The sequence below is a fragment of the Aurantiacibacter sp. KMU-128 genome, from assembly GCF_056933515.1.
In genome coordinates, this window is the sequence record NZ_JBXORT010000001.1 from 1,802,083 (window position 1) to 1,823,968 (window position 21,886).

General features: G+C 63.3%; 15 protein-coding genes. 8 read left to right on the forward strand and 7 right to left on the reverse strand.

Annotation, left to right across the window (positions count from 1 at the left end):
• The first annotated feature begins 194 nt into the window (after window positions 1–194).
• From ACS0VV_RS09015 to ACS0VV_RS09040, 6 genes are read left to right on the forward strand one after another with little or no spacing between them, the layout of a single operon-like run.
• The gene (locus ACS0VV_RS09015) at window positions 195–1,133 is read left to right on the forward strand and encodes a 3-oxoacyl-[acyl-carrier-protein] synthase III C-terminal domain-containing protein (protein ID WP_483532377.1); all 939 of its coding nucleotides are present in this window, start codon (window positions 195–197) and stop codon (window positions 1,131–1,133) included.
• Complete coding sequence (locus tag ACS0VV_RS09020; RefSeq protein ID WP_483532378.1) at window positions 1,130–2,107, forward strand: NAD-dependent epimerase/dehydratase family protein; 978 nt, start codon at window positions 1,130–1,132, stop codon at window positions 2,105–2,107. Before ACS0VV_RS09015 ends, ACS0VV_RS09020 begins: the two co-directional genes overlap by 4 nt.
• Window positions 2,104–2,952 (forward strand): MBL fold metallo-hydrolase, encoded by an 849-nt coding sequence (locus ACS0VV_RS09025; RefSeq protein WP_483532379.1) that lies wholly within the window; start codon window positions 2,104–2,106, stop codon window positions 2,950–2,952. Before ACS0VV_RS09020 ends, ACS0VV_RS09025 begins: the two co-directional genes overlap by 4 nt.
• Window positions 2,942–4,186: a hypothetical protein gene (locus ACS0VV_RS09030; RefSeq protein ID WP_483532380.1), complete on the forward strand. Its 1,245-nt coding sequence runs from the start codon at window positions 2,942–2,944 to the stop codon at window positions 4,184–4,186. The genes ACS0VV_RS09025 and ACS0VV_RS09030 overlap by 11 nt, the downstream gene beginning before the upstream one ends.
• Window positions 4,179–5,339, forward strand: a complete 1,161-nt coding sequence (locus tag ACS0VV_RS09035) for an ATP-grasp domain-containing protein (RefSeq protein ID WP_483532381.1) — start codon at window positions 4,179–4,181, stop codon at window positions 5,337–5,339. The genes ACS0VV_RS09030 and ACS0VV_RS09035 overlap by 8 nt, the downstream gene beginning before the upstream one ends.
• Window positions 5,336–6,349, forward strand: a complete 1,014-nt coding sequence (locus tag ACS0VV_RS09040; protein WP_483532382.1) for a Rieske 2Fe-2S domain-containing protein — start codon at window positions 5,336–5,338, stop codon at window positions 6,347–6,349. The genes ACS0VV_RS09035 and ACS0VV_RS09040 overlap by 4 nt, the downstream gene beginning before the upstream one ends.
• Before the next feature lie 129 nt (window positions 6,350–6,478).
• Here ACS0VV_RS09040 and ACS0VV_RS09045 read toward each other — a convergent pair whose 3' ends face one another.
• The 7 genes from ACS0VV_RS09045 to ACS0VV_RS09075 form a co-directional block, all read right to left on the reverse strand.
• A complete protein-coding gene (locus ACS0VV_RS09045; protein WP_483532383.1) occupies window positions 6,479–7,972 on the reverse strand; it encodes a tryptophan halogenase family protein in 1,494 nt (497 codons plus the stop codon).
• Window positions 7,969–8,883 carry an alpha/beta hydrolase gene (locus ACS0VV_RS09050; RefSeq protein WP_483532384.1) on the reverse strand — a complete coding sequence of 305 codons (915 nt, stop codon included), beginning with the start codon at window positions 8,881–8,883 and terminating at the stop codon, window positions 7,969–7,971. The genes ACS0VV_RS09045 and ACS0VV_RS09050 overlap by 4 nt, the downstream gene beginning before the upstream one ends.
• Window positions 8,880–10,913, reverse strand: a complete 2,034-nt coding sequence (locus ACS0VV_RS09055; RefSeq protein WP_483532385.1) for a glycoside hydrolase family 97 protein — start codon at window positions 10,911–10,913, stop codon at window positions 8,880–8,882. Before ACS0VV_RS09055 ends, ACS0VV_RS09050 begins: the two co-directional genes overlap by 4 nt.
• Window positions 10,910–12,532: an alpha-amylase family glycosyl hydrolase gene (locus tag ACS0VV_RS09060; RefSeq protein ID WP_483532386.1), complete on the reverse strand. Its 1,623-nt coding sequence runs from the start codon at window positions 12,530–12,532 to the stop codon at window positions 10,910–10,912. Before ACS0VV_RS09060 ends, ACS0VV_RS09055 begins: the two co-directional genes overlap by 4 nt.
• Complete coding sequence (locus ACS0VV_RS09065) at window positions 12,529–14,418, reverse strand: alpha-amylase family glycosyl hydrolase (RefSeq protein ID WP_483532387.1); 1,890 nt, start codon at window positions 14,416–14,418, stop codon at window positions 12,529–12,531. Before ACS0VV_RS09065 ends, ACS0VV_RS09060 begins: the two co-directional genes overlap by 4 nt.
• Window positions 14,415–15,923: a tryptophan halogenase family protein gene (locus ACS0VV_RS09070; protein ID WP_483532388.1), complete on the reverse strand. Its 1,509-nt coding sequence runs from the start codon at window positions 15,921–15,923 to the stop codon at window positions 14,415–14,417. Before ACS0VV_RS09070 ends, ACS0VV_RS09065 begins: the two co-directional genes overlap by 4 nt.
• Before the next feature lie 113 nt (window positions 15,924–16,036).
• A complete protein-coding gene (locus tag ACS0VV_RS09075; RefSeq protein WP_483532389.1) occupies window positions 16,037–18,775 on the reverse strand; it encodes a TonB-dependent receptor in 2,739 nt (912 codons plus the stop codon).
• Window positions 18,776–19,120: 345 nt separating this feature from the next.
• Here ACS0VV_RS09075 and ACS0VV_RS09080 point away from each other — a divergent pair, with 345 nt between their 5' ends.
• Both ACS0VV_RS09080 and ACS0VV_RS09085 read left to right on the forward strand, forming a co-directional pair.
• Window positions 19,121–20,209, forward strand: a complete 1,089-nt coding sequence (locus tag ACS0VV_RS09080; protein ID WP_483532390.1) for a LacI family DNA-binding transcriptional regulator — start codon at window positions 19,121–19,123, stop codon at window positions 20,207–20,209.
• Window positions 20,210–20,334: 125 nt separating this feature from the next.
• Window positions 20,335–21,879 (forward strand): MFS transporter, encoded by a 1,545-nt coding sequence (locus tag ACS0VV_RS09085; RefSeq protein ID WP_483532391.1) that lies wholly within the window; start codon window positions 20,335–20,337, stop codon window positions 21,877–21,879.
• Window positions 21,880–21,886: the final 7 nt, after the last annotated feature.

The following is a 21,886-nucleotide window of genomic DNA, read 5'->3' on the forward strand; positions in this document are numbered from 1 at the left end:
TCCGTTTCCGTCGCCACCTCAACTCTGGAGCAAAAATTCCATCTTTCAGACCGTATAATTCCCCCGTCGACAAGTTTCGCCATTATCTCGCGCTTTACCGCATTGTTCCTATATGACGCGAACAGTCCGGAGACTTGCGCTTGCTTGCCCAGTTCACTCTTGCCGGTTGGGGGGCATATCGCCCTGCTAACACAGTGCCTTCGACTACGCTCGATGCAGCGGGCGGGCAGGCGGCTGGCTGGACGCAGGCGCAATTCGGCATTGCTGAGCGCGCTATCGCTGCTCCGGACGAAACAAGCAGCATGATGGGCGCGGCGGCCTGTGCTGCGGCGCTGGAGCGGGCTGGCTGGGACGACGGCGCATTTGATGTGCTGATCGGCGGATGCGGGGTAATGGAGCAGCCTATCCCCTCCACTTCCGCGCTGGTGCAGGACAGGCTCGGCCTTGGCGCGTCGGGCATTCGCAGCTTCGATGTGAACCAGACCTGCCTCGGTTTTATGGCGGCGCTCGATATGGCGGCGATGGGGATGGCTTGCGGGCGGTGGCGGCGGGCGCTTGTGTTCGCATCGGACATCGCGACCGCAGGCCTCGATCCGGCAGTGGCCAAGACCCGCTCGATTTTCGGCGATGGGGCGGCGGCGGTGGCGATTGAAGCCGCTGACGGGCCAGCAGGGCTGCTCGCCAGCCGGTTCGTGACATTCGGCCAGCATCACGCGCTGGCGCAGCTCCGCTCCGGCGGCACGAGATTGCGTGTGACCGAGGGGTATGAGGCGCTGGTCAAAGGCTCCTATTTCGAGATGGACGCCTTCGGCATTTTCAAAGCCGCCGCAAAGGCTTTGCCCGATGTGATCGACGGCGCATTGCGCGATGCCGGGATGACCCGCGACGACCTCGATTGTGTCATCTGCCACCAGGCGAGCGCGCCCGGTGTCGAACACGTGCGCCGCCTGTTCGCGCCCGATGAGGATCGCGTGATCAATATCTTCGCCACTCACGGCAACCAGATCGCGGCCTCGATCCCTGTCACGCTCGCCCATGCGCTCGATAGAGGCGCGGCGAAAGCGGGCGACCGGATCATGCTGCTCGGCACCGCCGCAGGCATCAGCGCGGGCGCGATGGTGGTGCAATTGTGAGCGTCTCCAAAGTCCTCATCACCGGCGCGACCGGCGGGCTAGGCGGGGCCTTGCTGCGCGAAGCGAAAGCGCGCGGGTGGAGCATCAGGGCGACGGGACGCTCGGCTTTCCTTGACGAGAGCGTAGAATACCTCCCCGCCGATCTTGGCGACCCTAAGCATGATCTCGCGCCGCTGGTTGCTGGCTGCGACACAGTCATCCACGCCGCCGCTCTGGCAGATAGCTGGGGCGCTGCCGAGCTGTTCGAAAAGGCCAATGTCGCCGCCACGCGGCGCTTGCTGGAGGCGGCGCGAAATGCAGGCGTGCGCCGCTTCGCCTTCGTCTCCTCCCCATCGATCTACGCACGGCTGGAGGATCAGGTCGGCATCACCGAGACCACACCGCCTGCCGAGCCCGCACTCAACCATTATGGCCGCACCAAGCTTGCCGCCGAGCGCATGGTCTTCGCCGCCGCGAGCGAGGAATTCGCCACCTGCGCCATCCGCCCGCGCGCGCTGGTGGGCGAAGGCGACCGGGTCATCATGCCGCGCCTCATCGAAATCGCGCAGCGCCCGCGTGTGCCCTTCCCGCGTGGCGGACGGGCGCTCATTGAAATGACCGATCTGCGTGATGTCGCCTGGGCGGTATGCGAAGCGGCGGAGCGGTGCGCAGCGATCAGCGGCAAGGCGGTCAACATTTCGGGCGGAAAGCCGATGCCGGTGGCGCAGGTCGCGCAAGCAGTGGCGGATGCGATTAGCACCTCGCCGAAACTGGTCGACCTCCCCGTGCCCGTCGCCACCGCGCTGGCGACCGTACTCGAATATGGCGCGCGCGCTTTTCGCTCCGCCAAGGAACCACCGATCACCCGCTACACGCTCTCCACCATGGCCTATTCGCAGACATTCGACCTTGCGGGCGCGAAGGCGATGCTGGGTTACGAACCGCGATATGACGCGCTCGAAACGCTGCTCGCCGAAGTGAGGAAAGTGCAATGAAGCGCGTCGGCTTCCGCTGGCTGGAGCGCGGATCGTGCCGCCATCCCGAATTCGGAATGATCCAGGGCGGCACCCTGTGCCCGGTGGATTTCCCCGCGCTGGTGGGTGTGATCGCGCATCCCGAGCGCGGACTTTTCCTGTTCGACACCGGCTATGACGCAGCTTTCGTCGAAGCCACAGAGCCCTTCCCCGAACGCCTTTATCGCTGGATGACGCCGGTGACGATCGGCGCGGGCGAGGAATGGCGGGCGTGGCTGGCCGCGCATGATATTGCCGAAGATGATCTGGCGGGCCTAATCGTCTCGCATTTCCACGGCGACCATGTCGCGGGCGCGCGCAATATGGCAGGATTGCCGATGTATTGCGCGCGCGCCGGTTTGCAGGCTTTGCGCAGTGGGGGGCGGCTTGCGCGGGTACGAAAGGGCTTGCTCTCCGCTCTGGTGCCGCAGGCGATGGACGGGCAGGCGCGCTTTTTCGAGGACGCGCCCGAAGTCGCCCTGCCCTCGGCCTTTGCGCCTTTCACGCGGGGGCGCGATATTCTGGGTGATGGCTCGCTGCTCGCGGTGGAATTGCCGGGCCATTGTGCGGGGCACTGGGGACTCGCTTTCATGACCGAGGCTGGACAGTCTGTCTTGCTGGCGGGCGATGCGCTCTACACATCGCGCGCGCTGGATGGCGGCATCCCGCCGCCGCGCTATGTGACCGGCTCCTTGGGCCACACGCCGACTTATCGCGCAACACTGGCGCAGCTGTCGGCGGCGCGGGCGGGGAATGCCGAACTCGCAATCCTCCCCTCGCACTGCCCCATCGCCGCCGCCGCATTCAGAGGCGAGGATGCGGACTAGCGCGATCCTCGCCAGCTGGTGGCGGACGAAGCGGGCGATGCGGCTGGACGCAAAGGCGCTGGCGGATTTGCGGACGAAGAAATGGGAGGCGCTCCAGCCTGCGCTCGCAGCAACCCCTGCTTTGGCGGAATATGCGGGAAGGCCATTGAGCGCGTTTCCGGTCGTCGAACCTGCGCAAATGCGCGCCGATTACGGTAGGTGGAATGCGCTGGGACTGTCGCATGACGATTTGATCGCGATGGCCGATGCTGCCGAACGGGGCGAGATTGCGGACGGCCTCACCGCAGGCTGGTCGACCGGCACCGGCGGAGGGGCACGCGGCCTGTTCGTCGCCTCGCCGGAGGAACGCGCCGACTATATCGGCCAGTCGCTCGCCCGGCTGCTTCCCGCGAGCGCTCTGCTGCAACGCCAGCGCATCGCGCTGCATTTGCGGGCGAACAGCGCGCTTTATGAGGATGTCGTCAGCAGGAGGATCGCCTTCCGGCATTTCCCGCTGGAGGCCGATATGGCGGAAACCAAGGCGGCGCTGGAGGACTTTGCCCCCACAATCCTTATCGCCCCTCCCCACCGGCTGCTGGCGCTTGCCAAAGCGGGAGCGGCCATTCCGCGTCTGCGGCACCTGTTCTACGGCAGCGAGCCGATGAGCGCCAAGGAACAGGCCTTTCTGGCCAAGCATTTCGAATTCGGCATCACGCCGCGCGCGATCTATCAGGCGACAGAGGGCTTTCTCGGCGCGGAATGCGCGCATGGCCGGCTGCACCCCAATCACCATGCGATCGAATGCGAACTGGTGAATATCGAAGGCACCGCCAGTCACCGCCTGATCGTCACCGATCTGCACCGTCGCAGCCAGCCCATCGTGCGGGTGCTGCTCGACGACGTGGTGGAGATCGACCCCCGCCGGACACGCTGCCGCTGCGGGATAAACGGCCTCGCTATCAAGCCGCCGCAGGGGCGCGTGCAGGATATCTGGCACTATCCGCGCAACTCGCCGATTGTGCCTGCCCAAGTGGTCAAGGCGGTCGAGGGTCCGCTGGGTGGCAAGCACGCTTGGCGCGCCATTGGCAGCCCGCAAGGCGTTGTGCTGACTATCGATCCCGCCGCGCCGGACAAGGCTGCGGCCAAAGCCCGGGCGAAGCTGGCGGAGCTGGTGCCGGTTGATGTCGAGCTGCTGCGCGAGCCCGTCATGCAAGACGGCCCCAAGCGCCACAAGGTCGCCTGGCACGATGGCTAGGCGCGTGCTCATCACCGGCGCGCGCGCGGCGGCGGCGCTTGATCTGGTGCGCGATTTTCTTGCGGCGGGGTGGGAGGTGCATTGCGCTGACTGCCGCAAGGTGCGGATGGTGGAGTGGTCAAACCTGCCGCTGACCATGCATTGCTATCCCTCGCCAGTGGATGATCCGGCAAGTTTTCAGCGCGCGGTCAAAGTACTTGTGCATCGCCTCGACCCCGAACTGGTGGTGCCTACCTGCGAGGAGGTGTTCCACCTTGCTGCGCCAGGTCTGGAGGAGGCGCTGGCGGGCCGCCTGTTTGCCCCGCCGCTAGCTACTCTTCGACAGCTGCACGACAAGCACGCTTTCGCCTCTGCCTGCGCGGATTGGGGCATCCCCGCGCCGGAGAGTTTTCTGCTGACATCACCTGAGGATTGCGCACGCTTCGCCAATGAGCCGGAGCAATGGGTTTTCAAGCCCACCTACAGCCGTTTTGGAGAAAGCACCCTTATTGACCTGACTGCAAACGAAATTCTAAACCTAAACCTTGATAGAGGTTTGCCGATGATGGCGCAAAGGCGCATCTTCGGGAGCGAAGCCTGCTTCTACGCCGTCGCGCAAAATGGCGACGTGAAAGCGTTCAGCGCATACCAATCGCAATGGCGGCTGGGCGGCGGGGCGAGTTTCGCTTTTTCATCGGTTTCCAGTGGGTTGTGGACGCAATTGAAAGCTATTGCCGAAAAACTCGCCCAAAGCACCGGACTAACCGGACAATTCGCCTGCGACGCCATCGTCGACGACACCGGCACACCTTGGCTGATCGAGTGCAATCCGCGCGCCACCAGCGGTGTGCATATGCTCGCCGGAACGGGCGCACTCGCCCGCGTTATGGCTGATGGACAGCCCATGCCCGCCGCTCCACCCGAAGAGACCTATCTCGCCCCTGCCATGGCCGTGTTCGGCCTGCCTCTGGCCTTGCGTTCGGGTCGTGTGGCAGAGTGGCGCGAGACGATGCGAAACGGACGCGATGCCATTTCCCGCCCGGGGGACCGGATGCCGATCATAGGCGCGCTTGCCGATGCTGCGGGCTTTGCGCTGAGCGGCCTGAGGCACGGCATATCAACGACCTCTGCCACCACAAGGGACATCGAATGGAACGGCGAGGAACTGCCGTGAGCGCTTTCCCCGACGCCGTCCGCAATGCTTGGCATATGGTGGCACTCTCGCGCGATCTTCGCCCCGGTTTCGTGCGACAGGTGCACGTCTGCGGTACACCCCTCGTGCTGTTCGCCACCGCCAATGGCCCCGCCGCGCTGATCGACCGCTGCCCGCATCGCAACTATCCCTTGTCCGAAGGCCGCATGGTCGATGGTGCGATCGAGTGCGGCTATCACGGCTGGCGGTTTGACGGCGCGGGACGCTGCGTCGCGGTGCCGGGTTGCGTATTGGACGAGCCGGACAAGCGCCTCGACGCCCAACCGGTCAGGCTTGCCGAGCGGCATGGCGCGATCTTTGTCACGCTATCGGACGACGCGCCTGATGAGCCGCCCCTCCCCCCCGATTTCGGCAATCCCGATCTCGACCATTTCTGGTGGCAGCAGGGCACTTGGGACGGGCGCGCTTATGATGCCATCGAGAATGTGATGGATCCGTTCCACACCAATCATCTGCATCACGGTTTTATCCGGCGGCGGGACAAGCGGCTTCCGGTCGATCTGGTCGTCACCACGCATGATGACGGGATCGACATGGCGATCAAGCAGACGCAGCCCGATCTGGGCCTGATGTCGCGCTTTCTGGAGAAAGACCGCGAGCGCAGCGTCACCCGCTATTACCCGCCCACCACGGTACAGGCGCGGTGGGAGGGGCCGGAGAAGCTGACCCTGTGCGTCACCGCGATATTCACGCCCGCGACCGAGGGGACGTTCACCCCCTTCGCGCGCTTCTCGACACCCAAGGGCCTCGCCCCCGGCTGGCTCAAGCAAGCGGCGATCCGTCTCTTCCTGCGGCCCGTCGTGGCGCAGGACCGGCGGGCTTTGGCCAAGCAATATGCGGTGATGGAGGCGTTCGGGAACCCGCAATTCGTTTCGGGGCCGGGGGATATTCTGGGCAATCGCCTGCACCGCTTATGGAAGGGCGAGCGGCTGGAGCCGGGGCGGGATGCGGTTGTGCGGGCGGAATTGTGAGGGAAGTCGAAAAGTAACTCCCCTCCCCTTGGGGAGGGGTCGGGGGTGGGGGTTCGACATCACTGGCGTGGAACCCCCATCCCAACCCTTCCCCAAGGGGAAGGGCTTTTGCGGTCTAAGAACGGAAATCTAGTTCCAATCCACTGCCGCAAAATTCCCGACAGACTTGCCGAGCAATTCGCGCACCCCGTCCAGATCAGCCGCTTTCACGCCCTGCGGCAAAGCCTGCAACCGGTCCGCCGGAGGGAAAGTCCCGTAGCCTGCAAAAAGCACGTGCCAGCTCATCGGTGCATAGGCCTGGATGCGGTATTGCTGGGCGTTCGCTTGCGCCAAATCCTGATGCGTGAACCACGCGGTCATCATCGCCTTGAGCCCGTCTGACAGGTTCTGGTTCGCAGCATTGTCGCGCCAATATTGCGTGTCCGACCGCTGGTTCATCCGGTAATGCGCGACGATGTAATCGCGGATCGCATCATAGCGCGCACCGATATTGGCGTTGAAGGCATCACGGTGCTGCGGCGTGAAACCGCCCGCTTCGTAGGCTTCGGCAAATTCCAGCGCGGTGGCGATGACGATGTGCAGCGCGGTCGCTTCGAGCGGCTCGATAAAGCCTTGACTGAGGCCCGCCGCGAGGCAATTGCCGCGCCAGCTCTCGTGCATCCGCCCGACTTTCATGCGCAGGAAACGCGGCTCCGCCTCGCCTTCGCTGAGGCCAACCGAGGCGAGCAATTCCGCCGCCGCATCCTCGTCCGAAATGTATTTGGACGAATAGACATAGCCATTGCCTGTGCGCGTGGTGAGCGGGATGTGCCAGCGCCAGCCCGCCTTCATCGCCACCGCCTCGGTCTGCGGTTTGAACGCGCTCACGCGCCCGGTCGGCACCACCACGGCGCGGTCGTTGAAAAGGTTGTCGGCGAAGGGCAGGAACTCGCCGCCCATTGCATCGCCCGCGATCACCGCGCGGAAACCCGAGCAGTCGACGAACAGGTCGCCGGTAACGCGCTCCCCGCCCTCGCACAGCAGCGCGGCGACATCGCCGGTCTCGCCCAACTCGACCTGTTCGACCGTCAGCGGGCGATGCATCACCCCGCGCGCCACCGCCCAGTCACGCAGGAACGCGCCAAGTTTGTAGGCATCGAAATGGTAGCCATAGGACGGGCCGAAGGGGAACATTTCCGAAGGCCGCGCGCCCTTCCCCGCTTCGGCGAGTACGCTCGCCAGAAACCACTCGTCGGGATGCGCGGGCACGTCCGCCCCGCGCCGCGCCAGCATCACATTGTGGGTGAAGGCCGGTTCGGTGTGCAGATCGATGGGGCCGGGAAACGGGTGGAAATAGCTTTCGAAGCCCTCCCGCTCGCTCCAGCCGGTAAAGCGAATGCCCAGCTTGTAGGTCGCATCGCAGGCGGTCATCCATTCGGCCTCGGCAATGCCGAGATGGTCGAACATGGCTTTCAATTGCGGGGTAGAGCCCTCCCCCACGCCGATAATGCCGATATCGGGGCTTTCGACGACGGTAACTCTCCCGCCGCGTTCCGCCCAGCGGTGGTGGAGCAGGCAAGCGGTGATCCAGCCCGCGCTGCCGCCGCCAAGGACAACAATGTGAGGTGGCTTTGGCGCGCTCATTCGCTCGCTAATAGCCAAAGGAAGATTTCGGGCAAGCGTGCGGCCCAGGCGTTTTCCTCATGCTCGGCCCCTTCATAGGCTTCGGAGCGGAAGTGCTCGCCTTCCACCCAGCTAGCGGCGCGGAAGTCGGCATCGACGCTTGCTTGGTAGGGCGCGTAATATTGGTCGAGCGTGGCGGTGCCGTGGTCCATCCATATCCGGCGACCGGCGGGCGCGCCGAGATTGGCAGCGAAATAGGCGCTCCAGAGCGCGCGAGCTTGGTCGCCTTCGACCGGCGGCAGCGTCGGATCAGCCAGCGGCCAGTGCGAGGAGACACAGGCGGCGCGGCCATAGACATCAGGCCGCTCGGCAATCGCCCAGCACGAATTGATGCCGCCCATGCTCGATCCGGCGATGGCGGTGTTGGCAGGGCCGGTCAGCGTGCGGAATTCGGCGTCGATTTGGGCGCGCAATTCGTCTGCCATCCATTCGAGATAGCGCTGCGAGAGCACCTCCCCATTGGCGTAACCGGTGATGCTTTGCGCGAGCGCGCCCTCGGCCTCTTCGCCAGCAAATGCCGGGAGATATTGCCGGTAACGATCCGCGCCCGGTGCCCAGATGCCGACGATGATATGCGGTTCCACCGTGCCGGTGGCGACCGCTTCCAGCATCGCCGCATCCGCCGCCCAGATCTTGTTGAAGTTGGAATTCGCCAGATCGAACAGATTGTGCCCGTCATGCATATACAGCACCGGATATCGGCGCGCCGAGCTGTCATAGCCGGGCGGTAGCCAGATCGAGAGGCGCTGGTCGGGCAGGCCCTGCACCGCGAACGGCCCGCGCTCGATCAGCCGCGCTTCGCTGGCGGGCTGCACCGTGGCGCAGGCCGCCAGCAGAAGCGCTCCTAGCGCGGCGAGGAGCCGTCCGATCATTCGCCCGAAAGCGCGATCTCGACCGCGAAGCCGCCCGCACGCGCCATATGCAGGTCGAGCGTATCGCCCTGCCGCACGGTGACGGTGCTGACGGCCATATCGTGGCGGTTGTCACCCAGCCCGTCGGCATCGGGGCCGTCCTGCCAGATCGTGGCGACATATTCGGTGTCGGCGTGGAGGAAATCGAGCGCCAGTGTGATGTCGCGCGGCTGGTCGTCGGTAACGCCGCCCACGAACCACGTCTCACCCTCGCGTACCTGCCGGGCGATCACCGCATATTCGCCGACCGCGCCTTCAATCAGCATGGATTCGTGCCAGTCGACGCCAACGCGCCGAACAAAGTCGAGTGCTTCGGGATATGCCTCAAGATTCTCCGGCAGATCGGCGACCATCTGTATCGGCGAGTAGATCGCGATGTAGAAAGCGAGCTGGCGGGCGAGCGTGGAGGGAATATCCGGCTCTGTCGCACCGCGTCCTTCGAGCGAAAACACGCCGGAGGTGTAGTCCATCGGGCCGGACAGCATCCGCGTGAAGATCAGTTCGGGCACATGATCCGGCCCGTTTTTCGGCACGGCCCATGCATCATATTCCGCCCCGCGCGCGCCTTCGCGGCTCACCCAGTTGGGATAGGTGCGGCGGAGGCCGGTATCCTTGATCGGCTCGTGCGGGTTGACCGCGATCCGGTGTTCGGCAGCTTCCTGCACCACGCGCAGGTGATGGTTCACCTGCTCCTGCCCGTCATGCCAGACGAAAATCTCGCCGCCCTCGCCATCGGGAGCAATCACGCCGCCCGCATCGGCGACATAGCCGGTTTTGACCGCATCGATGCCCAGCCGCTCGTAAAACGCCATCGCGTCTTCGAGTTGGCGTTCATAGACGTCAATATTGCCGCCGGTTTCGTGGTGGCCGATGATCCGCACGCCGCGCTCCCGCGCATAGGCGGCGACCGCTTCGATATCGAAATCGGGATAGGCCTCGGTGAAGCTGTAATCGCGGCCATTGCCAAACCAGTTGCCGTCCCAGCCCACATTCCAGCCTTCGATCAGCACGCCGCGAAAGCCGTGTTCGGCAGCGAAATCGATGTAGCGATAGGCGTTTTCGGTGGTCGCGCCGTGGTTGGGGCCGCTTGCCCAGCTGCTCTCGTCGAGATGCATTTCCCACCAGATGCCGATATAGGTGTGCGGTTCGAACCAGCTGACATCGCCCAGCACATTGGGCTCGTTCAGATTGAGGATCAGGCTGGAATTGAACAGATCATCCGGCCCGTCACCGATCTGGATCGTGCGCCACGGCGTGTGGAACGCGCCTTCGCGCACAACCTTGGGCCCGCGCGGGCTGGGCGAAAGCTGCGCGCGCAGTCGCGTGCCTTCCATCCGCCGCAACCACATACCCGAATAATCGACCAGAGCCGCCTCGTGGAACGACAAATGCGTGCCGTTTTCCAGCACCATCGTCACCGGCGTGTGCACGGTGGAAAGCGCGCTGATCGGCGTGCGTTCGTAAAGATATTCGTAGCGGTTCCAGTCGCCTGCGGGAATCGACCAAGCCTCGCCATCGCTGGCAATGCGGAATTCGGTCAGCTCCTCGGCGATATTGGCGACCGGCAGGCTCGCCTGTTCGGGGAATTCCATGCGGAAGCCAACGCCGTCATCAAATACGCGCATCCGCACGGTCAGCTCGCGCGCTTCGGCGTCATTCTGGCGGAAGGTCACGGCGAGTTCGTTGTGCCGGTCGACGACATAGCGCCGCTCGCCCCAAGGCTGCTCCCACGTCGTGTCGCTGGAGCTGGTGACTTCGCTCACGACTTCGAAGCCGCGCCGCATCGGATTGGCGTCGGTGAAAGTGAAACCGATCGTCGATTCCTCGATCACCGGCTGCCCGTCGAAGCTGACCGAATAGCTCGGCACGCCTTCGCCATTGGCGGTGAGCGTGGCGACGATCCGGCCATCGGGCGAAGTGACTTCCTGCGCCAGCGCGCTGGTCGAGAGCAAAGCAGCGGTGAGAGTGAGGGCAAAGCGGGCAAGTTTCATAATTTCACCACCAGGGCTGCAAAGGGAGGAAGGGTTTGTGCGGTCGCGCCATTGACGGCGGCAAGCTGCGTTCCGTCGGTTTGCGCGGGGTCGAGCGGTTGCCCGGAGCGCCCAAGATTGGCGAAGATACGCACGCTCTCGCCATCGGCATGGCGTTCCATAACCAGCAGATCGCCCACTGCGTCGCAGCGCGTCACCGCCCCGTGATGCAGCGCGGGATGCGCATTGCGGAGCGTGAGCATGGCGCGGGTATGGTGCAGCAGCGAGTTTGTATCGCGTTCCTGCAAGGCGACCGCACGCGCGCGGTTTTCCTCGCCCAAAGGCAGCCACGGATCGGCCGAGCCGAACCCGCCGCACGCGCTATGTTCCCACGGCATCGGCGTGCGCGCGCCATCGCGGCTGAGCGTGAGCGGCCAGTTCGCAATCGCTTCGGGATCGTGCAGCTGCTCGAAGGGAATATCCACCTGCGTCAGGCCAAGCTCTTCGCCCTGATAAAGGATGATATTGCCGCGCAGGCAGGCCAGCAGCAGCATCTTCATCCGGGCGAATGCGTCGCGCTCTTCAGGCGCGCACCAGCGGCCTAGCGCGCGCGGGGCATCGTGGTTCTCGAACGCCCAGCTCGGCCAGCCCACGCCATCGGCATCGGGCCACTGCGCCAGCGCGCCGCATACGAGGCCCGGCGTCAGTTTCTCGGCATAAAGGAAGTCGAACCCATAGGCCGAATTGAGATGCGTATCGCCTTTGGTGAAAGCCTTCATCTCCACATCGGCATCGTCCCCGCCCACTTCGGCAACGGTGAACACCGCGTCGAATTCATCGGTCAGCGCACGAATGCGCTCGATGAATTTGGGGATATCCGGGTGCGACTGGTTGTTGACCTTCAGCTGGAAATCGAACGGCCGCGTGCGCGGCTTATCGGTTGCAGGCGCCGGCGGATTGTCGGTCAGCGCCGGATCGTGCATCGCAAAGTTCAACGCATCGATGCGGAAGCCGTCCACGCCGCGTTCCAGCCAGAAGCGCATCGTGCCCAGCGCCGCATCCTGCACCTGCGGGTTGTGCATATTGAGCTGCGGCTGCGAGCTCAAAAAGTTGTGCAGATAATATTGCCCGCGCCGCGCATCCCACGTCCATGCGGGGCCGCCGAACACGCTCTGCCAGTTCGATGGCGGCGAGCCATCGGGCTTGGCATCGGCCCACACATACCAGTCGGCCTTGCGGTTATCGCGGCTGGCGCGGCTTTCGGTGAACCATTCGTGCTCATCCGAACTGTGCGAATAGACCTGATCGATCAGGACTTTGAGGCCAAGCGCGTGCGCCCGCGCGACCAGCGCGTCGAAATCCGCCAGCGTGCCAAAAATCGGGTCGACATCGCGGTAATCCGACACGTCATAGCCGAAATCTTTCATCGGACTGGTGAAGAACGGGCTGATCCAGATCGCATCGACGCCGAGGCTAGACACGTGCTCCAGACGCGACGTGATACCCGGTAAATCGCCGATCCCGTCGCCATTCGAATCCATGAAGCTGCGCGGATAGATCTGGTAGATCGTCGCGCCCTTCCACCACGGCAAAGCGGCAGCGGTTTCCGGCCGCGTATCAAGAGCTGCTTCGGCGATCATTCGGCATCCTCGTGCAGGCGGCACACGGCCCAGCCAAAGGCCGGAACGGTGAAGGCAGCGGTGCCCGGCGCGGAAACCTCGGCGGGGCAAGCGCCCGCCAGCGTTTCCAGCCGCGTGGCATCGTAATTGACCCAGATATTCACGCTGCGCGCTTCCCCGCTGGTGTTGAAAACCGAGAGATACTCCTGCCCGGTGTCCGGATCAAAGCGCGAAGCGGCAAAAATGCCCGGTTCCTGCTCGTAATGGCGCACCTGCTGGCGGCCACGAGTGAACGCCGGATGCGCGAGGCGGATGGCGGAAAATTCCGCGATCAACTGATACAGCGGATGCGCGGTGTCGAAATTCGCCTCTGCCGTTGTGGCATCGGTGCCGATCAGATCATTGTCGTTATATTCCGCCGTGCGGCTGGGGAACATCGGCTCGCGCGCGCGCTGGTCGTTCCCGTCACCCACAAAGCCCTGCTCGTCTCCGTAATAGATCGTGGGCGAACCGCGCAGGGTCAGCATCATGGCATGGCCGAGCATCACACGCTGCAACAGCTCTTCGGACGAAATATCCGGCCGGCGTTCGCGGATCAGCGTGCTGAAGCGCCCCATATCGTGATTGCCGAGGAAGGTCGGCAGGTTGAGCGCGGCTTCCTCCCCGCCTTCATACAGCGCATCGCCATCGAACAGCCGGTTGAGCACATAGGTGCCTTCCCCGCTGCCCAGCACTTCGCGCATGGCGGCGGCAAAGGCGAAATCGAGCACGGCGGGCAATTGGTCGCGGCGGGTGTATTCGGCGATATATCCGGCGGTGGCATCATCCGAGTAGACCTCGCCAAACATATGGAAATTGGGAATGCCCGCCGCTTCGGAGCATTCCTCGACTGCGGGCACAAACACCTGCCAGAAGCCGGGATCGACATGGCGCGCGGTATCGATGCGGAAGCCGTCGATGCGGGTGTTGACCACCCAGTCGCAATAGATGTCGATCATCCCCTGCCGGACAAAGGGGTGTTCGGTGAACAGATCGTCCAGTCCGACGAAATCGCCCTGGCGGCTGCTTTCGCCGGTAAAGGTCGTGTCGCCGCGATTGTGGTAATAGATCGGATCGTTGAGCCAGGCGGGGACCTTCACGTCGCGCTCGGCCTCTGGCACATAAGGCGTGTAGGCGTAGCTGGGATCGGTCAGGCGGGCGAAATTCTCCTCGCTCGAATCCTCGTGACCGCGGAAGCCTTCATTGATCGGCTCGCCATCCACACCGCCGCGGCGCGAATAGGGGAAGTCGGCGACACTGCGATAGACATAGCCGGTGTCGTCACCTTCCTCGTAACGGATTACATCCGCCGTGTGGTTGGTGATGATGTCCATATAGACCTTCATGCCGCGCGCATGGGCCGCCTCGACGAAAGCGGCGAATTCCTCGCGCGTGCCGAAATGGCTGTCCGGGCGGGTGAAATCTGTGACCCAATAGCCGTGATAGCCCGCGCTCTCGTCTCCCGGAGGGCCCTGTACCGGCTTGTTCTGGAAGATTGGCGCAAACCAAATCGCGGTAATGCCCAGCCCTTCGAGATAGTCGAGGCGGCTGGTCAGACCGGCGAGATCCCCGCCTTGGAAAAAGCCGCGATGCGTCGGGTCGAAACCGTGCTCAAGCCGGGTGCCTGCAAAACCGCCGGTATCATTGCTGGTGTCACCATTCTCGAACCGGTCGGGCAGCACGAAGTAGATAACTTCATCGGACGGCAGTCGGTCGAGATAGTCGGGCGTTTGCGCAGCGTGGTCGGTGTGCTCGGCGTGATCGCCATGAGCCATATGGTCATGCTGCTGCGCAGTCGCACAGGCGGGGAGTGCCAGCGCGGCGAGCGCCAGAGCGAGCGCGGTTTGCGGGCGTTTGCGGTGTGTCATGCTGGTACCTCCACGCGGGGATTGGGCCCGCTCGCATAGTTTTGCAGAAACTGGATATGGCCGGGCATTTGCCGGACCTGGCCGATGATGGCGGCTTCGTGTTGGTCGAGCATCTGGCGCAGCTCGGCCTCGGGCAGACTGTCCGCCATCGGGTTGTAACTCTCCGCCTCGACACCCTGCCCGGCGAGCACCTGGAACCACCCGACTTCGGTGAACAGCTCCTCATGCTCGCGGTGGATAAAGCCGGTGGCGCGCCACAGATCGAGTTTGGCGGCGAGCGTGTCGGGCAGTGCCATATTTCGCACCTCGTCCCAAAACGGCTCGCCCTCGCGTTGGTTGGCGGTGTAGTGCAGCACCAGAAAATCGCGGATGCGCTGCCATTCGAATTCGGCTTGGCTGTTGAACCAATTATGCGCCGCTTGCGTGTCGGTTGTGCCGGGCAGAACCTGCAGGAAACGGCTGACCGCGCTTTGCACCAGATGGATGCTGGTAGACTCGAGCGGCTCCATAAAACCGGCAGCAAGGCCGAGTGCCAAGCAGTTGTTTTTCCAGTGTTCCTTGCGCTTGCCCGTGGTGAAGCGGATCGGGCGCGGGTCGCCTTGTGGGGCACCGTCAAGATTGGCGAGCAAGGTCGCCGCCGCCTCGTCCTCCGACATATGCGCGGAGGAAAAAACCATCCCGTTGCCGATGCGATGCTGCAAGGGAATGCGCCACTGCCACCCTGCCTTGCGGGCAATCGAACGGGTGTAGGAGGTGAACTCCCCGCCGCTCTCGCAAGCCACCGCCATGGCGCGATCGCAGGGGAGGTAATGCGACCAGTCGTCAAAGCCAGCACCCAGCGCGCCTTCGATCAGCAGCGCGCGGAAACCCGTGCAATCAATGAAGAATTTGCCCTCGACCACCACGCCGCAATCGAGCGTCAACGCGGTGATATCGCCGCTGTCGGCATCGCGCGCGACATCGCCGATCATGCCTTCGATCCGCTTCACACCGCGCACTTCGGAATATTCGCGGAGGTGCTGCGCATAAAGCCCGGCGTCGAAATGATAGGCATAGGGCAGAGTGCCCGGCTGTCCTTTCGCCATCCGCAAATTGCGCGCCGCCACTTCGTTCAGCGAATAGGCGGAAAGCGGCTTGGCAAAACCCGCCGCCTTGGCGCGCAGCCAGTAATGCTGGAACGGCAGCAGTCCGTGTGCGCGGCCGACCTGGCCGAAGGCGTGCATATAGGAATGGCCTTCGCGCAGCCAGCCGTCGAAGGCGATGCCGAGCTTGAAACTGGCCCTGGTTTTGATGAGAAATTCGCGCTCGTCGAGGCCCAGCGCATTGAGCCATAAATGGATTTGCGGGATCGTCGCTTCGCCCACACCGACGGTGCCAATGGCGTCGCTTTCGACCAGAGCAATACGTGTTCCGGGAGCAGCAAAGCGGGCGAGGCCTGCTGCGGCCATCCAACCGGCAGTCCCGCCTCCGGCGATTACGTAGTCGTATGGTGCCGCATTGCTCATGTCACTCGCTCGTCATCGCGCCTCATGTCACCCACGCGCCATGGTGCCACAGCGCGTGGGGACAAGGAACCGGCGGGTCGCGGGGAGAAACGCTCCCCGCCGGAGTGCGACCCTTAGAAGCGGAAGGTGGCGCCGACCTGGAAGCGGCGGCCATATTCCTGATAGTCGAGCACGAGGAACTCGTTCTCGGCATTGGCCTGCGCCACGAAGGGCGCGTTGGTCAGGTTCGATCCGTTGAGGAAGACCGACAGGCCATCGAGCGAACCGCCTTCGAAGGTATAGCCGATCTGCGCGTCGACGATCGTCTCCGAACGGGCCAGACGGCGGGTCGGCGAACCACCGAAGCCGGTGAAGTCGCCCAGGAAGCCGCTGCGGTAACGCACGCTCGTACGGGCGTTGAAGCCACCGAGATCGTAATACACCGTGCCGTTGGCAACCCATTCCGAATAGCCCGGGATCACATCGATATCGCCATTGGCGTTCTCGATACGGGTTTCGGTGTAGCCCGCACCACCGGTGAAGCCGAAGCCTTCCAGCGCATCGGTGAAGATGTCGAAGGGCAGCGTCAGCGACACTTCACCGCCGAAGAAGTCACCACCGCCGGTGTTCACTTCCGAATCGAGCGTACCGATCAGTGTGGCCGGAGCCTGACCCGCAGGCAGCGGGAAGGCGCTGTAGTCGAACACCGTGCGCGAACCGTCGATATAGCTGACGATGTCCTTGTAGAAGAACTGCGCAGCGATCACGCCCGAGCCGCCAGCGAAGTAGCGCTCGATATTGAAGTCCATTGCGTTCGCACGATACGGACGCAGCAGCGGGTTGCCGCCGCCACCGCTGATGAACGGCGCGAGGCCGGTCGGGCTGTCCTGCACGTTGTTGTTGATGCCGTAACCGATAGCCGAACGCATCGCGTCAAGCCGCGCACGCTGGATCTGGCGCGAGGCCGAGAGACGCACAACCCAGTCGCTGTCGAAGCGGAAGGCGAGGTTCATGCTCGGCAGCACATCCCAATATTCGTCGCCCAGCGAGATATTGACCTGCTGGCCGGCAGCAAAGGCGATACCGGTCGAGTTCTGGTCGGTCCGGATCGCCTGCACGCCGATGTTCCCGGTCAGCACGCCATTGGGCAGATCCTGATCGATATCGAGCTGTACAAAGCCGGTCAGCAGTTCTTCGCTGATATTGTAGGCCTTGGCCGGAATATCGTTCGAAGTGTTGGGCGTCAGGATCAAAACACCATCTTCAATCAACTGGCGCGCGTCATAGCTGACAATCGGGCCGAGGCCGAGATAGCCGAGATCGGTCGGTTCGAGCAGGGCGCTGGTGGGGATGTCAACTTCGGTCACACCGGTCGGCGGGGTGATGAAGAATTCATCCGGCGTCAGCGTTTTGGTGCGGTCGGTGTAACCGGCGCCGACATTGATTGCCGAGAAGAAGCCGCCGAGTTCGCGCGAAATACCAACGCGATACTGGAACAGCTCGTCTTCGATGATGCGGTTGTTGTAATAACCGGCCTGCACGCGGCTGCCACCCCAACCCAGCGGGTCGGTCAGCACGATCAGGTTCGGGTCGGAGTAGTTGAGGCTCGGCGAGAAGCTGGTGCCGTTCGGACCCGAAGTGAAGCCGATGGAATCGGTTGCGCCAACGCCGGCATTGTAACCCGTGCCCGAATAGCTTTCGAGGCTCAGCTCGTTGCGGTCGGTGCGCGAATAACCGAAGTCAACGAAAGCGCTCCAGCCGTTATTGCCTTCCCACGCCAGATTGATGCCGCCCGAATAGAGGTCAGCTTCGCGCTGGAAAATGTCGTTGCGAACAACGCCTTCGACGTTGTTGAACGTGCCCGCCGAAGCGAACGAGCCGGTCGGCGTGTCAATGATCGTCGCCGTGGCCGGATTGAACGTGGTGCCGAACGCGCCGAAGCCGAGCGGCAGTTCGATGCCGCGCTTGATGCTTTCGTCGTTGAAGTTCGAATAGAACCCGTCGACGGTCAGCATCAGTTCGGGCGAAAGCTCGGCCTGGAAGGTGCCGTTGAAGCCGATGCGCTCAAGGCTGGTCGAGGTGACGAAGCTCTTGTTGCCGCCGATCACGAACGGGCTGGCAGGCGTGCCGGCCCCAGCGTAACCCCAGGCGTTGAATTCCTGCAGCTGGTACGGCTCGTTGGTGTAGGCCACTGCCAGCGCGAGGCCGATACGGTCATCGGCGAACTGGTCAACATAGGTGGCGTTGGCGCGGTAGCCGAATTCGTCCGAACCCGCGTTGAGCGCGCCGAGATCGGCATACGAACCGCGAACGCCGACAGCGAGGATCTGCTCCGACACTTCGAGCGGGCGGATCGTCTGGATGTCGATCGTGCCAACCAGACCCTGTCCGATCATGCTCGCCGAGGGCGATTTGAACACATTGACGCGGCTGACGATTTCGGAAGGATACTGGTCGAACTCAACAGCGCGGCTGTCACTGGTCGAAGTCTGCTCGCGGCCGTTCAGCGTGGTCTGCGAGAAGTCTGGGCCAAAACCACGGATCGAGATGACGTTGGCGCGGCCATTCAGGCGCTGCGAGGTCACACCCGGCAGGCGGGCAATCGATTCACCGATCGAGGCGTCGGGCAGACGTCCGATGTCTTCCGCCGTCACCGATTCGACGATCAGATCGGTGTCGCGCTTTTCGCCAACAGCCGAATCGAGCGCTGCGCGGAAGCCGGTGACGATGATCATCTCATCGTCTTCGGGATCAGCCTCAGCCGTGGTTTCGGGATCGGTCTGCTGCGCCATGGCAACGCCGGGAAGGGCCACGGCGGCGATTGCGAAGGCAGTCGTGCTGGCACCAATGCGAAGGGTATTGCGGAAGTTCATATCTGTCCCCGATCAAGCGCCGGCAGACCGATAGATCGGCCCTTCCCGGCAAAGTCCTCGTCCAAAACACGCACGGTCGAAATGAGATTTCCGCCGTGCTTGTGATCGCCGTATCAAGCGAACGGGGCGCTTGCGGAAGACAGCATACGTATACGCAGACTATGAGCAGGCAGCGATTGTGGCGCGATTGTCACAACAGGTATTCTCGCGCTGCACCGCAGCATTTCTATCGTTTTCTCGGACTTTTGCGCCCTCGCCCTACGGGCGTATTTGCAAAAGGGTCTCAGGCGGCCTAGGCTCATGCTTCGCCGGGTGAATTGGGAGAAGTCACCCGCAGGAGGTTCCATGGGCCGTCCGCCAACCGGTCGACCGACCAGTTTCGATATCGCTTATGCGGCAGGGGTCTCGCAACCCACCGTAAGCCGTGCGCTGCGCGGGGACAAATCGGTGAGCGAGGCGACGCGCGAGAAGATCAAGGCGATTGCCCGCGATCTCAATTACACCGTCGATAAGAACGCGTCTTCGCTGCGCTCGCAGCGGTCGAACACAATTGCCCTGCTATTCTTCGAGGACCCGACGCCCGACGAGAGCATGATCAATCCGTTCTTCCTCGCCATGCTGGGCTCGATCACCCGCGCGTGTGCCAATCGCGGGCTGGATCTGCTGATTTCCTTCCAGCGGATGGAGGATGACTGGCACACGCAGTACCAAGACAGCCACCGCGCCGACGGGCTGATCCTGCTCGGCTATGGCGATTTCACGCTCTACAAACAGCGGCTGGAACAACTGGAGGAACAAGGGACACATTTTGCCCGCTGGGGCTCGGTATCGAGCGACCTCAACGGCACCACTGTGGGATCAGACAATTTTGGCGCAGGCAAGCTGGCGGGCGAGCATCTGATCGCGCGCGGGCGCAAGCGCATCGCCTTTCTCGGCCATGCGGACGAACATTATCCCGAATTCGAAAGCCGCTATCAGGGGCTCTACGCCGCCATGCTGCAAGCCGGGCTCGAGCCCGATCCCGATCTGCAATTCGATGCCATCACCACCGAAGAGGCAGGCTATGCCGCCGCGCGGCTGCTGATCGATACCGGCGCGGATTTCGATGCAATTTTTGCGGCGAGCGATCTCATCGCCATCGGCGCTTTGCGCGCACTGGCAGAGGCCGGACGCAGTGTGCCGGGAGATGTGGCGGTGATCGGGTTTGACGATATCCCCGCCGCCAGCCTCACCAACCCGCCGCTCACCACCGTGATGCAGGACATCAAGGGCGCGGGCGAGCGGCTGGTCGAAACGCTCATCGCGCAAGTCGAAGGGCGCGAGAAGCCCGATAACCGCCTGCCCGCCCGCCTGATCGAACGCGCCAGCACCGCGCCACTTGCGCCCGCAGCGCCCGCTGCACCACGCGCGCCCGCGCCGCACCCCATCTCATGACATAATCGCTGCTGACGTATTCGTATGCGTATTGTCGGCACCGGATAAACGTGCCAGCCCTGTTGCCCTAAGCGAGACAGCGCAAAGACTGTCCGCACCGGAATTGACGGGTAGAGGGACATTTCATGGCAATAGTCGGGGGCACTGCGCCCGTTACAACATCCGCGCGCAAGCCGCATATGGGCTGGGGCAAGCTCGCCAATATGAGCTTCGGCTTTTTCGGCATCCAGATTGGCTTCGTGCTGCAAAACGGCAATATGAGCCGCATCTTCCAGACGCTGGGCGCCAGTATGGAAGAGCTTCCCGCCCTGTGGGTGGCCGCGCCGCTTACCGGACTGATCGTGCAGCCGATTGTCGGCCATTTGTCGGACAAGACCTGGAACAGCTTCGGCCGCCGCCGCCCCTATTTCGTCACCGGCGCGCTGCTCGCTGCAATTGCTCTTTTCCTGATGCCACTCGCGCCAACCTTTGCTGCGCCGCTGATCTTTGCCGCAGCGTTGCTGTGGATTCTCGATGCAAGCCTGAATATCTCGATGGAGCCGTTCCGCGCCTTCGTGGGCGACATGCTCGACAAATCGCAGCACGCCACCGGCTATGCGGTGCAAACCGCCTTTATCGGCGCGGGCGCGGTGGCCGCAGCGATTTTCCCCTGGCTGCTCGACCAGTTCGGCGTCAGCAATGTCGCGCCGGACGGACAAATCCCCGACACCGTGCGCTGGAGCTTCTGGGCGGGCGGCATCGCCCTGTTCAGCGCGATCATGTGGACGGTGTTCACTACAAAGGAATATTCGCCTGAACAGATGGCGGCGTTCGAAGCCGAACGTGAAGTCGAACTGGGCGAAACGGTCAGCGCACTGGCCGCCAAAAGCTACACCGCGCCGCTGATCTGGATCGTGGCCGGTATTGCCGTCGCTCTGTCGGTCAACCCGCTAGGGCTGCAAAAAGAGATTTACCTGCTCGGCGGGCTGCTGGCGACCTATGGCGTGCTCTCCGCCATCGGCATTTCGATGGCCAAACAAGGCAAATCCGCCAATATGCTCGCCAGTATTGTCGGCGACTTTTCGGGTATGCCCGACACGATGAAGCGGTTGGCCGTCGTGCAATTTTTCAGCTGGTCGGCGCTCTTCATCATGTGGATTTATTCCGGCCCCATCGTCTCGCAATATTTCTTCGGCAGCGCCGATCCGACCACCGCCGCCTATAACGAAGGCGCGAACTGGTGGAACCTGATTTACACGGTGCAGAACGGCGTCGCGGCAGTGGCCGCATTGCTGGTGTTGCCCGCCCTCGCCCGCAGGCTCGGCAAGGCACGTACACACATGACCTGCTTGCTGCTCGGCGCGCTGGGTTTCCTTGGCTTCTTCGTGCTGCGTGATCCAAAGCTGCTGATCATTTGCGAAGTGCTCAAAGGCATCGCCTGGGCCAGCATTCTCGCCATGCCCTACGCCATCTTGGCAAGCAGCCTGCCGCAGAAAAAGCTCGGCATATATATGGGCCTGTTCAACGTCTTTATCGTGATCCCGCAACTGCTGGTCGCGACCGTGATGGGCAGCGTCATGCTCGCCTTCTTCCCCGGTGAGCCGGTCTGGACGATGCTGTTCGCCGCCGCCAGCTGGGCCATTGCCGCCTTCGCCATGCTGCGTGTGCGCGTGCCCGGCGAAACCGCCTAAGGAGACA